Raw genomic sequence first — 16,876 nt, 5'->3', positions numbered from 1 at the left:
CCAATATCGAGCGGGGTGCAGACGAAGGATTGGCAATGTCTTCGTGTCCGTTAGTCACTCCCGTTGCGGTCATCGGCATGGCTTGCCGGCTGCCCGGAAGCATCGACTCACCAGAACGGTTGTGGGAGGCGTTGCTCCGGGGTGACGACCTGGTCACCGAAATTCCGCCTGATCGCTGGGACGCCGACGAGTTCTACGACCCCCAGCCTGGCGTGCCCGGTCGGTCGGTGTGCAAATGGGGCGCATTCCTGGATGACGTCGCCGGCTTCGATCCCGAGTTTTTCGGCATCACCGAAAACGAAGCAACCGCGATGGATCCGCAGCATCGATTGCTGCTGGAAACCTCCTGGGAGGCCATGGAGCACGCCGGTCTGACTCGCAACACGCTGGTCGGATCGCGGACCGGCGTCTTCATGGGATTGATGCATGACGACTACCAGTTCGTGCACGCCGAGGCCAACGCCTTGGAGGGGCCGTACGGCTACATGGGCAACAGCTTCGCCATGGGCTCCGGGCGGATCGCCTACACGATGGGGCTGCGCGGCCCGGCGATGACCGTGGATACGGCTTGCTCGTCCGGACTGGCTGCGGTGCATCTGGCTTGCCGCAGCCTGCATGACGGTGAGAGCGATATCGCCCTGGCGGGTGGAGCCTCCGTGTCATTCGAACCACGCAAGTCCTGTTCGGGTTCAGCCATCGGAATGCTGTCTGCGACCGGGCGCTGCCATGCGTTCGACGTCGCCGCCGACGGGTTTGTGGCCGGGGAGGGCTGCGCCGTGCTTCTGCTCAAGCGGTTGCCGGATGCGCTGCGCGACGGCGACCGGATCTTGGCCGTGCTACGCGGCACGGCCGCCAACCAGGATGGCCACACGGTGAATATCGTGACGCCATCGCGCGCCGCACAGGTCGAGGCCTACCGGGCCGCGTTGGCTGTGGCGGGCGTGGACGCCCGCACCGTCGGCATGGTCGAGGCACACGGCCCCGGCACGCCGGTGGGCGATCCCATCGAATACGCCAGCCTGGCGGAGGTGTACGGGCTGGACGGGCCGTGCGCGCTCGCATCGGTTAAGACCAACTTCGGGCACACCCAGTCGGCCGCCGGAGCGCTGGGGCTGATGAAGGCGGTCCTCGCGGTGCAGCACGGTGTGATTCCGCGCAATCTGCACTTCACCCGGCTGCCCGATGAAATGGCGCAAATCGAAACCAACCTCTTTGTGCCCCAGGACAATACGCCGTGGCCCAGCAAAGGTCACCACGGACCCCGCCGGGCGGCGGTCTCGTCTTACGGATTCTCGGGAACCAACGTGCACGCGATCGTGGAGCAAGCTCCCGAGGGGGGCGTACCCGAATACGCGCCAGCCTCGGACGGCATCGCGGGCCCGCTGCTTTTCCCGCTGTCAGCCACGTCGGCCGACGGACTGCGGCGGACCGCGGGGCGGCTCGCCGACTGGATCGACGTACACGCCGAGGGGTTGACGGCGTCGGATCTGGCGTACACCCTTGCTCGCCGACGTGCGCACCGGACGGTGCGCACGTCCGTTATCGCGGACGATCTCGAGGAGCTGACCCGGGGTTTGGCCGAGGTCGCCGAAGGAGACTTCCCATATCAGCCAACGGTCGGGCGGGATGACCGAGGACCGGTATGGCTGTTCTCCGGGCAGGGTTCGCAGTGGGCGGCGATGGGCGCCGAACTGCTCGCGACCGAACCGGTGTTCGCCGCGACAGTGGCCAAGATGGAGCCGCTGATCGCCCGGGAGTCCGGATTCTCGGTGGCTGACGCGATTTCGGCGCCCTCCGCCGTGAGCGGGATCGACCGGATCCAGCCCGCGCTGTTCACTATGCAGGTCGCGCTGGCGGCGACGATGAGCGCCTACGGGGTGCGGCCGGGCGCCGTCATCGGTCACTCGATGGGCGAGGCCGCAGCCGCGGTTGTGGCGGGAGCGCTCTCGCTGGAGGACGGGGTACGCGTCATCTGCCGCCGCTCGCGGCTAATGTCGACGATCGCAGGTTCCGGGGCGATGGCGTCGGTGGAACTGCCTGCCGAGCAAGTGCTGCTGGAACTGATGGCTCGCGGCGTCGACGACGTCGTACTGGCAGTGGTGGCCTCGCCGCAGTCCACGGTCATCGGCGGCGCGACCGAGGCGGTACGCGATCTGGTCGCGGCGTGGGAGCAACGGGACGTGTTGGCCCGCGAGATCGCCGTCGATGTCGCCTCGCACTCCCCACAGGTCGACCCGATCCTCGACGAGCTGTCCGACGTGCTGGCGGAGCTCAAACCCATGCCACCGGAGGTGCCCTTCTACTCCGCGACCGCGTTCGACCCGCGGGAGGAACCCGTGTGCGACGCCTGGTACTGGTCGGACAATCTGCGCCACATGGTGCGTTTTGCCGCAGCCGTGCAGGCCGCGTTAGAGGACGGCTACCGGGTATTCGCGGAGTTGGCTCCGCATCCACTACTCACCCACGCGGTCGAGCAGAGTGCCGCCGGCCTCGGCATGCCGCTGGCCGCACTCGCCGCCATGCGCCGAGATCAGGAGCTGCCGCACGGACTGCGTGGCTTCCTGGCGGATCTGCACAGTGCTGGCGCGGCAATCGATTTCTCGGTGACGTGTCCGGAGGGACGGCTGGTGGACGCGCCACTACCGGCATGGAACCACCGCCAGCTGCTGTTGACCCGCAACGGTCAGGAGTCGCGGGCACGCGGTGTTTGCACCGTTGCGGTGCACCCATTGATGGGGCCGCATGTGCGATTGCACGAGCCGGATCGCCATGTTTGGCAGGGTGAGGTCGGCACCGCGGCGCAACCCTGGCTGGGCGACCACCGGATTCACAATGTGCCCGTCCTGCCGGGGGCGGCCTATTGCGAGATGGCGTGGGCCGCAGCCCGTACCGTCCTCGGCGAGCGATCCGAGGTCCGGGACATCACTTTCGAGGCGACGCTGCTGCTGGACGACGAGACGCCGATATCCGCGGCCGCGTCGGTGACCTCACCGGGCGTCGTCGATTTCGTTGTGGAGACCTTCCAGGACGGCTCCCAGACTCGGCGGGCGACCGCCGTGCTGCATGCGGCAGCGGATGAGGACCCGCCGCCGGCTTACGACATGCCCGCCCTAATCGCGGCCCACTCGCGCCGGCTGGAGGGGGCCGAGTTGCGGAAGCAGTTCGACGAGCACGGTTTGCAGTACGGTCCGGCTTTCGCCGGACTGGCCGCGGTGCACGGCGCCGACGAGGGGGTGGGCACACTGCTGGCCGAGGTCGGGCTGCCCGGCCCGATCCGCTCGCAACAGAGCGCCTACGGCGCGCATCCCGCCTTGCTGGATGCCTGCTTCCAGTCGGTGGCAGCACATTCCGCCGCCAGGGCCGCGGGTAGCTCCGGTCTGCTGCTACCGCTGCGCCTACACCGGATCCGTGCCTACGCTCCCGCCCGCGCCGCGCGCTACTGCTATACGAGGGTGACATGTGGCACCGGGCCGGGGTTGGAGGCCGACCTCGATGTGCTCGATGAGCACGGGACCGTCCTCGTCGCAGTGCGCGGGCTGCAAGTCGGCACCGGCGCCTCCGAGAAGGCCAACCGTGATCGCGTCCTGAACGAACGGCTGCTGACCATCGAGTGGGAACAGCGGACGCTGCCCACTGTGGACCACGTAGGGCCGGGAGCCTGCTTGTTGATCAGCACTTCTACCACGGCAGCGGTCATGGCCACGAGCCTGACCGATGCGTTGAAAGCCGAAGGCGCCGGCTGCATAACCATGACGTGGCCGCAGCATTCGGACCACCGGGCCAACTCCGAATTGCTCGCCTCCCATCTGGCTGGCCACGGGGTCGCCGGAGTAGTCATACTCACCGGTCCCCGGAACGGCAACCCGGACGAGGAGTGTGCCCTGCGCGGCGGGGACTACGTGCGTCACCTGGTGCGAATCGCCCGGGAGATCACCGAAATCGACTCAGAACCGCCGCGCCTGTACGTGGTGTCGCGCGCCGCCCAGGCGGTGCTTCCCGGGGTCGCGACCAACCTGGAGCAGGCCGGGCTCCGCGGCCTGGTGCGAGCGATCAGCACTGAATATCCGCATCTGCGCGCCGCCCACATCGACATGGATGAGAACACCGACGCCGAGCAGCTGGCACGGCAGCTGCTGGGGCCATCGGACGAGGACGAGACCGCCTGGCGCAACGGCCAGTGGTACGTGGCGCGCCTGATGCCCGCCCCGTTACGCCCTGAGGAACGGCGGACCGCCGTCGTGGACCACACGCGAGCCGGGATGCGCGTACAGATCCGCACGCCTGGTGACCTGGAAACTATGGAACTTGCCGCTTTCCAACGCGTTCCGACGGGGCCTGGACAGATCGAGGTCGCGGTGACCGCATCCAGCATCAACTTCGCCGATCTCCTCTTCGCCTCGGGCCAGGACTCCGGTAGCGACGGGGATGCACCACAGCTCGGCAAGGATTTTGCCGGCATTGTGAGCGCGGTCGGCCCGGACGTGACAACTCACCGGGTGGGTGACCGTGTCGGCGGGTTCTCCGAAAACGGTTGCTGGGCAACATTTATCACCTGTGACGCCCGCCTCGCCGTGACATTGCCACCCGGCCTCGCCGATGACCAGGCGGCCGCCGTGAGCACACCGCACGCCATCGCCTGGTACGGGCTACACGATCAGGCGAGGATCACCGCTGGCGACCGTGTCTTGATCCACCGCGCCACGGGCAGCGTCGGGCAGGCGGCGATCGCGATCGCCCGCGCCGCGGGAGCGGAGATCTTTGCCACCGCCGGCAGCCAGCAGCGGCGAAGGCTATTGCGCGACAGGGGCATCGAGCACGTCTACGACTCGCATAGCACCGCATTCGCAGAGCAGGTGCGCCGCGACACCGACGGCGTGGGCGTGGACATCGTGCTCAACTCCCTCACCGGCCCCGCACAGCGGGCCGGGCTGGAAGCGCTGGCGGCCGGCGGGCGATTCGTGGAGATCGGTAAGCACGATGGCCACGCGAACACGCAGCCGGTCCCCTTCCCGTTCCACCGCAACATGACGTTCCATCACATCGACCTGCCAATGCTGTCCGAGAGTCACCCGAACCGGATCAACGAACTGTTGGCCACGGTGTACCGGCACGTGGCAAACGGTGAATTGCCGTTACCTCAGATCGTTCATTACCCGATGGCTGCTGCGGCCACGGCTCTGCGCGTGAAGAGCGACGCGGAACGCACGGGCAAGTTCGTGCTCGACGCGCCCCAGTCCGGGCACACGAAAGTCGTGGTACCCCCCGAGCACGTCCCGGCTTTCCGTGCCGACGGCTCCTATATCGTGACCGGCGGTTTGGGCGGCATCGGCCTGTTCCTCGCCGAGAAGATGGCGGCGGCCGGTTGCGGCCGCATCGTGCTCAGTTCGCGCACCCAGCCCAATTCCAAGACGCTGGAAACGGTCGAGTTCATGCGGGCGATGGGCACCGACATCGAGGTGGAATGCGGCGACATCACCGAAGCCGGCACGGCGGCGCGCCTGGTCGCCGCGGCAACCGCGACCGGGCTTCCGGTGCGCGGGGTCCTGCACGCGGCAGCGGTGTTCGAAAACGCAATGCTGGCCAACATGACCGACGAGCTCATCGACCGCAATTGGGCGCCAAAGGTCCACGGAGCGTGGAACTTACACCAAGCCACGGTTGCTCTTGACCTGGACTGGTTCTGCTTGTTCTCCTCGGCGGTAGGTCTGGTGGGCTCGCCCGGGCAGGCGGCCTACGCCGCGGCGAACAGCTGGTTGGACGCCTTCGCGCGGTGGCGGCGCACCCAAGGCCTGCCCGCGACCGCGATCGGATGGGCGTTGTGGGGCGAGGTGGGTCGCGCCACCGAGCGCCGAGCCGAGGCGGGCGAAGATGTGCCCCCCGGACAGGGCGGCGAAGGCACCGCCCTGGCGCACTGGCGTGACACGGCTTTCACCGCCGATGAGGGGGCCCATGCTTTCCAGGCCCTGCTGTGCCACGACCGCCCGTATTCCGGATACGCAAGGATGACGGGAACGCCGTGGTTTGCCGGCTATGCGCAACGCAGTCGGTTCGCCGAACTGTTTCGGTCCAACGACCAGACATCCGCGGGCAAGAGCGAATTGCTCAACGAGTTGTGCGCGCTGCCGCCGGAGGAGCGGCCCATCCGCCTTCGTCGAATGATTTCCGATGCCATCAGCCTGATCCTGCGGCGCACTATCGATCCGGATCACCCTCTCTCCGAATATGGCCTCGATTCGATGGGCAACCTTGAGCTGCGGACCCGCGTCGAGGCCGAAACAGGGATACGCGTCACCACGAACGACATCACCACGATTGGGGGTCTCGCCGGGCTGCTGTCCGAAAAGCTGGAATCTCAATGGCCGGCAGCGGACGGTCCCGATACCCCGCACATCGAAACGTCCGCCGAGTCAGAGGATTGAGGGGAAAGGGTGTTCGTAGGTGCAGGCCCAGCGCGCGGGCTGTTCGTGGGAACGGTGCATGACTTGGTACCAGGGCCGGGCAGGGTCGTGTCTTGGCAAGCGTCGCCGGCCTCGGTTGAGAAGGTCCGGCAGGCCCCGACAAGCGACGTTCCGCTCAGTGCCATGCAAGAAGCCCATCTGCGCGGCTTTTCGCGGTATGCGGCCCGGGGCCTCGACTACGCCCGGCTAGTGATCGGCTCTGGTGACGAACCCGGGCGGTGCGATATCCGAGCCATGAGTTACGTCATCAACGCACACCTTCGCCGGCACAAGACGTATCACAGTTGGTTCGTATACCAAGACCCGGAAACCATTGTGCGGCATACCATCGATGATCCCGCCGACATCGCATTCATGCCAATCCGGCACGAGGAGATGACGCCAAGCGAGTGGCACCAGTTTGTGCTGTCCACCCCTGACCCGGTGCAGTGGGATTGCTTCAGGTTCGGCATCATTCAGTTTGCGGACCACTTCACGTTCTTCTCGATCGTCGATCACATCCACTGTGACCCGACGATTCTCTCGGGCTTGTACACCGAGATCCTGATGAACTACCGCGTCCTGGTTAAGGGCGGTGCGCTCGTTCAGTCACCACCCCCGGCCAGTCACGACGATTTCTGCATTCGGGAAAAGCAGCGGCTGTCGGCTTTGAGCCCGGCCTCTCCCGAGGTTCGTAAGTGGATCCAGTTCGCCGAAGACAACGGCGGGACCCTGCCGGACTTCCCCCTCCCCCTCGGTGACTTGTCTGTACCCACTGGTGGTGACCTCGCGGTGGAGCGGCTGATGGATCAGGACCAGACAGCCGAATTCGAATCCCTCTGCACGCAAGCGGGCGCCCGCTTCAGCGGCGGCTTGTTTGCATGTGTGGCTCTCGCGCAATATGAAATGACCGGCGCGACAACATATTACGGGCTTACCCCCACCGACAAACGCAGGTCGTTGGCGGAGTTCTCCACAATGGGGTGGTTCACCGGCGTGGTTCCATTGACTGTTCCCGTCAAGCCGACCTCTTTTGAAGAGACCGCCCGTGCGGCGCAGGCTTCCTTCGATTCGAATCTCGATCTGGCGGATGTGTCATTCAACGACGTATTGAAGTTGGCGCCGTGGCTCAGGCCGTGGGGTCCCAACTGCACCATGGTCAACTACATGGATACGGGGCTGCCGCCGTTCTCCGCGACCGTCGCCTCGCACATGAAGGATGCGAACATCCGGATCTACTGCGACCCAAGAGATCCGGCGCACGTGTATATCTCGGTGATTCGCCTCTTCGACGAGGTGTCGATATGGGTGAATTTCCCCAACAATCCCGTGGCAAGGGATTCGGTGACCCGATACCTGAATGCGTTGAAATCCGTCTTCAGCCGAGTCGTGAGCGGTCGTCCCGGAGGTGCAGCACTGACAGCAGTCACGGATCTCGCCTACGCGGACGACGACTGACGGGCCGGGTTGCGTCGATGAAAGTTGTCTTGGCGGCCCACGGCACCCGCGGCGACGTCGAGCCGTGCGCCGCCATGGGTCTGGAGCTGTTGCGGCGAGGGCACGAAGTGCGGATGGCCGTTCCGCCTAACCTGGTGGATTTCGTGGAGTCGGCCGGGCTTGGTGCGGTCGGGTACGGGCCGGATTCGGATAAGCAGGTGAACGCACTCGCGGATTTCCATCACCGTGTCTTTACGCTGCAGAATCCGATCAACCTGGTCCGCGACGTCAGGGAGCTGTTCGTCGAGGGCTGGGCGCAGATGAGCACGACGCTGACTTCACTCGCGGACGGGGCCGACCTGCTGATAACGGGCCAGACTTACCATGGGGTCGTCGCCAATGTCGCCGAGTACTACGACATTCCGTGTGCGGCACTCCACCACATGCCGATCTGCGTCAACGGCCGGCTCGCCCTTCCGTCGATACCCTCGCCGGCTCCCCTGGTCCGCTCCACGTTGAGGGCGGCTTGGTGGCTGTATTGGCGCATCACCAAGGACGTCGACGATGCGCAACGTCGTGAACTGGGCCTACCGCGGACAGCGGCCCCCGCGGTGAAACGGATGGCACAACGCGGAGCGCTCGAAATCCAGGCCTACGACGCGGTTTGCTTTCCGGGCCTCGCGGCGGAATGGAACGGCCGGCGACCCTTCGTCGGCGCGCTGACCATGGACTTGCCGACGGATGCCGACGGTGAGGTGGCTTCGTGGATCGCCGCGGGAACGTCGCCTATCTACTTCGGTTTCGGCAGCACACCGGTTCAAGCCCCCGCCGACACGATCGCGATGATCGCCGCAGTTTGCGCAGAGCTCGGCGAACGGGCCTTGATCTATTCCGGCGCGAGCGGCTCCCACTGCAGCTTGAATCCCGAACAGGTGAGACTTGTTGGCCCGCTGAACTATACGGCCGTCCTTCCGATCTGCCGCGCGATCGTCCACCACGGCGGCGGAGGCACCACGGCCGCAGGCCTGCGGGCAGGGATTCCTACGTTGATCCTCTGGGACGTGGCCGAGCAGCCGCTATGGGCGGCGCAGGTCATACGAATGCGAGTCGGCCGCGCCCGGCGCCTATCGACCACCACCGTGGGATCGTTGGTCGCGCACCTCCGCAAGCTGCTAGCCCCGCAATACGCTAACCGAGCCCGCGAAATCGCGAGGCACATGACCAAGCCTGCCGAAAGCGTCGCAGCCGCAGCCGATCTCCTTGAAGATGCCGTCCTCGGGGAGGGCGTTAGATGATGTGGGGCACGTTGTTGGCGATCGCACTTTGGGTGTCGCTCGACCCGACGCGTCTTGTCATCGGCGGAGTCTTGATGTCACGACCCCGCCCCCGGCACAACCTTCTCGCATACTGGGTGGGCGGCCTGGCAGCGGGCATTGCTCCAGGCTTCGCCGCTTTTGCACTGCTCGGCAATTCCCTACCGACGGTTATGGAAGGTATGAGGTCCACGGTCGCCCGCTTCACAGGCGGCTATTTTCAAATCGCCATCGGCGTGCTCGCGCTATTCATCGCGGCAGTAGCATCGGCGTACACGGGCGGACCGCCCGCGCCGGCTCTCAAACCGCTCACACTAAGCGCACCAGAACGTTTCAGGGCCCGCGTCCGTCGTGCGTTGCAAGGCGGGAATCCGTGGGTGGCGTTTGCGGTCGGTTTGCTATCGACGGTGCCACCTGTCGACTACCTCCTCGTGCTCATCATGATCGTCTCCTCGAGGGCCGCGATCGGCACCCAACTTGGCGCAGTCGTGATATTCACCCTCGTGGTGCTTGTTCTCGTCGAGGTCCCGCTCGTCAGCTATCTGGTGATGCCGGCAAGAACCCAGGCGGCCATGCTGCAGCTGGAGAAATGGGCTGTCGCCCATCGGCGGCGGATTCTCATCGCCGTGCCCGCTGTTGTGGGGCTAATGCTGGTGACCGTGGGTGTAAGCAGCATTTGAGCTGACGCCGTCGTTCATGTTGACCCTGCAGTCCTGGCCGAAAAGCCTTCGCGCGCTTCACGGCGTATCCACCTAGCCGTCGGGCTGGCATAGCCGCTGAACAGGGAGGGCGCTTTCCGACCGAGCCTGTCGATGTTCGATTGGATCAGTTGGAAAGGATAGGCGGTGTGTTGCTCGATGACGTCGCGCATGCGTGCCATGGACGCATGCCACGGCATGTCATAGCGCGCCAGGTTCGTCTTGAGGAAGGGGAATCGGAAGTCCTCGATGAGGCTGTCCCACAAGTAAAGGGTGCCGTTGTTCCGCGCGGATCGTCTGCGGGCCCACGGATATGCCGATGGGGAGGGGTGGGCGGCTTCGATGGCGGCGGCGGAGACGAACGGTTTGACGCTTAGCCCTGCTCTACGAGCACGCGCGGAGATGCCGATCTCGTACCGCCAGATGACCATGCCTTTGTGGACGACGTACTGAAAATCGTCCCAAAACTGGTTGAGGAACGGGCGGGTGCGCGAATTGAGATCCCAAGCCAGGAAAAATGATTGGAGATGGGGGATCATCTGGGTGTTTTCGATAGCACCGTACATGTCCGCGTCGTGGAACGAGTCCCACATCTCTTGAAGGGGAAAGAGCGGACCGAACACGCTGTCGTTGGCGACGACGAAACGGTCGAACTGATCGAGCGACCAGCCGTGGTGCCTGAGGATGGACCATGCGAGGTGCCACGAGCCGAAGTCGAGGGACAGCGTGCGGCGGGTGTAAATGCCGGCACAGAGGGAGCGGATGGAAGCGACCGATTCCGGCGTGAGGGTGGGTGACCCGGAGACGAAGACGATGGTCGCTCCGAGCTCGTGCAGCGCCTCGAGGTAATGGGCGACGTAAGGATCGACGATCCCCTGGGGGTCGAAGTGAGCGAACAAAACGAGGGTGCGGCAACCGGCCGGAGGCTGCGAAGGAAGCTGCAGGTGGGTTTCGCAAATGAAGTGAGAGGTGTTGTGGTGTAGGTGATGCCGCACGGCGGCGACGGTGCGCTCCGATTCGGTGCGCAGCAGGTTCGGAAGTTTCACAACAACCCCGCGGTACTAGGCGTCCAAACGGGCGAACTGATTTTGCCGGTAGCGTTCGACGCAGGCCGCCCTCCGGACCTTGCCGCTGGTGGTGATGGGAATCGAACCGGGCGCTACCACAACAAGATCCGCGACGCTCAGTCCGTGCACGTTGGATATCGCAGAGGTGACTTTGCGTTTCACGGCGTCGAAGGCGTCAACCGCCGCTTCGTTGGAGTCGGTGCGACTCTTGAACTCGATGATGGCGACGAGCTTTTCCGTCCCGTCGTCCGGAACCGAGATCGCCGCGCACCGTCCCGGCGCGATGCTCTGAATCGTCGCCTCGAGATCGTCGGGAGAATGGTTACGCCCGTAGACGATCAGCAGATCCTTGATCCGGCCGATGATGAAAAGTTCTCCGTCGGAGAGGAAACCCATATCTCCGGTTCGTAGCCATGGCCCGTTGGGTGTGTCGACCGACGGAGCGACGAGCGTTGCGCCGAATGTTTGCCCGGACTCGTGGGGTTTCTGCCAATAGCCCGCTCCGACGTTGCCGCCGTGCACCCAAATCTCGCCGGTCGCTCCGGCCGGGCACTCGTAACGGGTCTCGGGATCGACGATGCGGACCATCGGTGACCGGGGCGCGCCGTAACTGACCAGGGGCGTGCCGGTTCCGCTGGGGCAGCGCTTCGCCAGGCCCGCGGTCAGCTTTTCGGATTCAAAATCAACAACTCTGGGTGATTGACCCGCTTCGCGGGTCGCGACATAGAGGGTTGCTTCTGCCATTCCGTATGAGGGTCGCAACACCCGGTCGCGGAGGTTGAAGGAGGCGAACCGCTCGCTGAAGCGCTGCAGTGTCGCCGGCTGTACCCGCTCACTGCCGTTGAGGATGCTGAGCACGCTGCTGAGATCAAGCCCGGCCAGGTCGTCGTCGGATGTCTTCCGAGCTGCCAGATCGAAAGCAAAGTTGGGCCCTGCCGACAAGGCGTGAATGTTCCTTGCCAGCAATTGCATCCACCGGGCCGGCCGCTGCAGGAACGAGACGGGACTGGTGAGCACGGTGTGGAATCCCGTCAGAATGGGAAAGATGATTCCGAGATGCAAACCCATGTCGTGGTAGAACGGCAGCCAGGACACCACCGTGGTATCCGGAGGGGCAACACCCCCGTGGTCTCCGAAGAAGCCGGCATTGATCTGCTCGAAATTGGCCATGATGTTCGTGTACGAAACCATGACGCCCGCGGGGGTGCGGGTCGAGCCGGACGTGTACTGCAAATAGGCGGTGTCCGTCGAAATGTCGAACCGCGCCGCGGGCCCTTTCTTCGAGTCGAGTTCCAGCGAGTCGATTTCGATAATCGATGGAGCGGATTCACTCGACATCGAGCCGACATACTGGGCGATATCGGCCGCCAGGCTGGACGTCGTGAGAACGACGGAGGGCGATGCGTCTCGCACCACCGCACCGACACGGTCGTCGCTGGCGCCGCCGAGGGGAACCGCGATGAGACCGGCCTGTAATGCGCCGACAAACGCGCTGACGTAGTCGAGTCCCTGTGGCGCCAAAATCACGGCGCGGTCACCTCTTGACCCGTGAAGCCTTAGCTCCTGCGCGAGGCTGAGCGCGCGGCGATACAGCTGCGACCAGGTCAGGCTCTCGGCAATGCCGGCCCGGTCTTGTTCGTAATTCATAAACGTGAACGCCGTCCGGTTGGGCTGCAGACTGGCGCGTTCAGCCAGCAGTGTCGGAATGGGACACTTAAGCATGGGCGTCAGGTTACCTCGGCCATTCCCGCCGCGCCGGGCTTGCGTTGAACACGATGACCGGCTGCGACGTACAACAACCGAAAGCCTGATCGAGCGGCTGAACCGCAACCCAATCTCGCTGCAGCTCTTGGATTTGCGCTTCAAATACGGTTATCGGTTGCTCAGCCGCCTGCTCACGAGGGACGACGTGCTCTTCCTCAATTACGGATATGAGGAGGATCCGCCGATGGCCTTGCCGCTAGCGGCCTCCGACGAGCCCGACCGATTCCCTATTCAGCTCTACCACCGCACCGCGACCCAAACGGATCTCGCCGGGAAACAGGTGCTGGAGGTCAGTTGCGGCCACGGCGGCGGTGCTTCATATCTGATGCGGACCCTGTACCCGGCCTCCTACACCGGCCTGGATCTCAACACGGTCGGCATAGAGTTCTGCCGGAAGCGGCACAAGCTACCCGGTCTGAACTTCGTGCAGGGCAATGCCGAGAGCCTGCCCTTCCCCGATCGTTCCTTCGACGCAGTGATCAATGTCGAAGCCGCGATCAACTACCAAAACGTCCCCCGGTTCTTCGCCGAGGTCGAACGGGTGCTGCGCCCGGGAGGAGACTTCCTGTACGCCGACATCCGCTACGCCGACCAGATCGCCGCCTGGGAGGCGGACCTCGCCGGCATCCCCTTGCGCCTGATATCGGGTAAGGCCATCAACGCGGACGTCATGCGCGGCCTGGAGAAGAATCGATTCTTCGACCAGATCATCCGACGTCTGCCGAATATCGCCTTTCTGCGCGGCATAGCCCACGACTACGCAGGCGGACCCGGCTCGCTGATCTACCGCCGACTGGAATACGGCGAGGCCTCGTACCGGCTGTTCCGATTTGCTAAGGATTGAGGCGGCCGCTCCTTGATCCTGCGCGCCGGCGTAACCCGGAGTGAAGCCAACACCCCCTCGCGGAGCGTCCAACGGCCTATTCTTTGAGGACCCCGGCAAACGCGGGGCACGGGATTGGCGAAGGGGTCGGATGACGGCCGTAGCGGCGTGCGAGGCGTGCGGCATCGATCTCCTCGAGAATGCGCGGTTCTGTCACGGATGCGGCACGCCGGTTGCCGAGCCCGCCGCGCATGCGGAGTACAAGCAAGTGTCGGTGCTGTTCGCGGATGTAGTCCACTCCATGGACATCGCCACCGCCGTTGGTGCGGAGCGGTTGCGCGAGATCATGGCCGAACTGGTCAACCGTTGCACGGAGGTGGTGCACCGCTACGGGGGCACCGTGGACAAGTTCACCGGCGACGGAATCATGGCGGTGTTCGGTGCGCCCGTAGCAATGGAGGACCACGCTGTTCGCGCCTGCCTGGCAGCCTTGGGTATTCAGGACGAGATCAAGCGGCTCGCTCTCGATGTCCGGGATCGCGACGCTGTGGAGCTGCAGTTGCGGGTGGGGCTGAACTCCGGTCAGGTCATCGCCGGTGAAATCGGTTCCGGACCGTTCCGTTACACCGCAATCGGTGAGCAGGTCGGAATGGCGCAACGGATGGAATCGGTGGCGCCGCCGGGCGGAGTGATGCTCAGCGAATCCACCGCTCGACTCGTTCAGCACGCCACCGTGCTGGCCGATGCCGAGGAGGTTCACTTAAAGGGCAGCGACGTCCCGGTGCTGGCCCGCCGTCTGCTGAGCCTTTCCGATGGGCATGACGAACGCAGCCCGCTGCAGGGTGCGTTGGTAGGGCGAGACCTCGAACTCACGACGCTCACCGGCCTTTTGGATCGATCAGTGAGTGGCCGGGGATGTGTGGTTCGTGTCGTCGGACCGGCGGGTATCGGCAAGACGCGACTCGCCGGCGAGGCTGTCTCGATGGCCCGCCAGCGTGGTGTCGAAGTGTCGTCGGTGTTCTGCGAGTCGCATACCAGCGATGTCCCCTTCCTCGTGGCGGCGGGCCTGCTGCGCGACGTTGCGCGAATAACCGAGCTCGACGATGAGGCGGCGCGGGCGCAGGTGCGCGCCAGCGTGCCAGACGCATCCGATGAGGATGTGCTGCTGCTGTATGACCTGATGGGAATCAGAGACCCGGAGACGCCGCCCCCCACGATCCGTCCCGACGCGCGGCGCCGGCGGCTGACCGCATTGATCAACTCAATCTCGTTGACGCGCACCCAACCGGTTCTCTACGTCGTCGAGGATGCGCATTGGATCGATGAGGTTAGCGAGTCGCTGCTGGCCGAATTGCTCACCGTCATCCCCCAAACGCCGTCGATGGTGCTGATCACGTACCGACCCGAGTACCGCGGTGCGCTCGCCAATGTAGCTGGCGCGCAGACGATCTCGTTGGCGCCCTTGAGTGAGTCGGAAACCGCAACGTTGCTCGACGAGTTGTTGGGCGCCGATCCGTCGGTCACCGGGATCAAGTCGATTGTTGCCGAACGGGCCGGCGGGAACCCATTCTTCGCACAGGAGATAGTCCGCGAGCTCGCCGAGCGCGGAGTGCTCGAGGGCGACCGCGGCGGTTTCACGTGCGCCACAGACCTGGCCGACGTCACCGTTCCGGCGACCCTGCAGGCCACCATCGCCGCGCGCATCGACCGTCTGGATCCCGATGCCAAGCAAACCCTGAACGCCGCCGCGGTGATCGGTTCGCGCTTCACGCCCGAGTTGCTCGCCGCAGTGGGCAATGCCCCTGCCCTCGACGGGCTCCTCAGCGCCGCGCTGATTGACCAGGTCCGTTTCACTCCGGGAGCCGAGTTCGCGTTCCGCCACCCGCTGATCCGCACCGTGGCCTACGAATCACAACTGATATCCGACCGCGCCCAGATGCACCGGCGTCTGGCCGCCGCTATCGAGGCCCGCGAGCCCGAATCGGCCGACCAGAACGCGGCACTGATCGCCGAACACCTCGAAGCTGCGGGTGACCTGCGGGATGCCTACGGGTGGCACATGCGCGCGGCAATGTGGGCGACTTACCGCGACATCGCCGCGGCGCGTCTGGGTTGGGAAAGTGCCAGAAAGATCGCCGATGCATTACCCGCCGAGGACCCGGACCGAGCAGCCATGCGCATCGCACCGCGCACTATGTTGTGCGCGACCGCCTGGCGCGTCCGTATGAGCGTGGCTGGCGACCGTTTCGATGAATTGCGGAGGTTGTGCAACGCCGCAGGCGACAAGGCGTCGCTGGCCATCGCCATGGCAGCGCTAGTGGCTGATCACACGTACCAGGACCGGGTGCCCGAGGCGTCGCGGCTAGCTTCGGAGGCCATGACCCTCGTCGAGTCCATCGGCGATCCAACCTTGACGGTAGGGCTGTCCTTCACGCCCATCCGGGCCAAGATGGCAAGCGGTGAGTGGTCTGAGATGCTTCGCCTGTCCCAGCGGGTCATCGATCTGGCCGCCGGTGACCCCGCGAAGGGCAACCTCCTTTTCGGGTCTCCTCTGGCGCTCGGCTTCGCGCAGCGCGCCATCGCCCGCTATGCCCTGGGTCGTCCGGGATGGCAAGAGGACCTGCGGCGCGGCCTGGCCGTGGCGCAGGGCGCCGACTCCCTGTCCTATGTCACCCTCGTCAGCTATGTCTACTCCGCGGGGATACCGTCCGGCGCGCTGCGGCCCGACGATTCCGCGGTGCGGGAGATCGAGGATGCGTTAACCATTGCCGAACGGTCCGGCGACAACCTCCAGTTGGGTTTCGCCTGGTTGACCCTGGGGCTTGCGCTGGTGCACCGCCACACGGATAGCGAGCGTGATCGCGGGCAGAAGCTGCTGGCGGAAGTCCACGAAGTGTTCGTGCGCGGGGGGCACTTCTTGTGCGATCTACCGCTGCTTGACGCGTACGTGGCGCGTGAGACGGCCCGCCGAGCGGATCGCGACCAAGCGGTACCGCAGATGCGCGCCGCCGTCGACCATCTCGCCCGTGGCGGACAGTTGCTCTCATGGGGCATCCCGACTACGGGCGTTCTGGTGGAGACCCTGCTGGGCCGGGGGACCGAAGGTGACGTGGCCGAAGCCGAGGCCGCGATCGAGCGGTTAGCGGTCGCGCCGGCCGACGAGGGTCTGGCGATACGTGAGATTTGGCTGCAGCGGATGCGCGCTCTTCTGGCGCGGGCTCGATGCGATAGGGAGGCCTACTCGCATTTCAGAGATCGCTACCGGGAGATGGCGAGAACGCTTGGTTTCGAAGGGCACATCGACTGGGCCGAGGCGATGCCGTAGGGCGGCCGGTCG

General features: G+C 65.1%; 8 protein-coding genes. 6 read left to right on the top strand and 2 right to left on the bottom strand.

Annotation, left to right across the window (positions count from 1 at the left end; translation table 11 throughout):
- Nucleotides 1-35 precede the first annotated feature (35 nt).
- The 4 genes from pks2 (at nucleotide 36) to A5758_RS06155 (ending at nucleotide 9,867) form a co-directional block, all read left to right on the top strand.
- A complete protein-coding gene (pks2, locus tag A5758_RS06170; RefSeq protein WP_082939600.1) occupies nucleotides 36-6,419 on the top strand; it encodes a type I polyketide synthase in 6,384 nt (2,127 codons plus the stop codon).
- A gap of 162 nt (nucleotides 6,420-6,581) precedes the next feature.
- Nucleotides 6,582-7,895: a condensation domain-containing protein gene (locus tag A5758_RS06165; RefSeq protein WP_304441247.1), complete on the top strand. Its 1,314-nt coding sequence runs from the start codon at nucleotides 6,582-6,584 to the stop codon at nucleotides 7,893-7,895.
- Nucleotides 7,896-7,912: 17 nt separating this feature from the next.
- On the top strand, nucleotides 7,913-9,169 hold the full coding sequence (locus A5758_RS06160) for a glycosyltransferase (protein ID WP_067737789.1): 1,257 nt from the start codon (nucleotides 7,913-7,915) through the stop codon (nucleotides 9,167-9,169).
- Entirely contained in the window at nucleotides 9,166-9,867 is a 702-nt protein-coding gene (locus A5758_RS06155) for a GAP family protein (protein ID WP_082939599.1), read from the top strand. Before A5758_RS06160 ends, A5758_RS06155 begins: the two co-directional genes overlap by 4 nt.
- A 14-nt stretch (nucleotides 9,868-9,881) precedes the next feature.
- Here the strand turns inward: A5758_RS06155 and A5758_RS06150 are convergent, their stop codons facing one another.
- Together A5758_RS06150 and A5758_RS06145 are read right to left on the bottom strand one after the other, a co-directional pair.
- Nucleotides 9,882-10,931 (bottom strand): rhamnan synthesis F family protein, encoded by a 1,050-nt coding sequence (locus A5758_RS06150; protein WP_067737785.1) that lies wholly within the window; start codon nucleotides 10,929-10,931, stop codon nucleotides 9,882-9,884.
- A gap of 15 nt (nucleotides 10,932-10,946) precedes the next feature.
- Nucleotides 10,947-12,674: an AMP-binding protein gene (locus A5758_RS06145; protein WP_067737778.1), complete on the bottom strand. Its 1,728-nt coding sequence runs from the start codon at nucleotides 12,672-12,674 to the stop codon at nucleotides 10,947-10,949.
- 85 nt (nucleotides 12,675-12,759) lie between these two features.
- Here A5758_RS06145 and A5758_RS06140 point away from each other — a divergent pair, with 85 nt between their 5' ends.
- Complete coding sequence (locus A5758_RS06140) at nucleotides 12,760-13,560, top strand: phthiotriol/phenolphthiotriol dimycocerosates methyltransferase (protein WP_369816400.1); 801 nt, start codon at nucleotides 12,760-12,762, stop codon at nucleotides 13,558-13,560.
- A gap of 130 nt (nucleotides 13,561-13,690) precedes the next feature.
- On the top strand, nucleotides 13,691-16,864 hold the full coding sequence (locus A5758_RS06135; RefSeq protein WP_067737775.1) for an adenylate/guanylate cyclase domain-containing protein: 3,174 nt from the start codon (nucleotides 13,691-13,693) through the stop codon (nucleotides 16,862-16,864).
- Nucleotides 16,865-16,876 lie beyond the last annotated feature (12 nt).

The organism is Mycobacterium sp. 852014-50255_SCH5639931 (assembly GCF_001665605.1).
GTDB classification, from domain to species: Bacteria; Actinomycetota; Actinomycetes; order Mycobacteriales; family Mycobacteriaceae; genus Mycobacterium; species Mycobacterium paraffinicum.
Note: the sequence above shows the minus strand (reverse complement) of the source record. Positions and strands in the feature narration are given on the sequence as shown.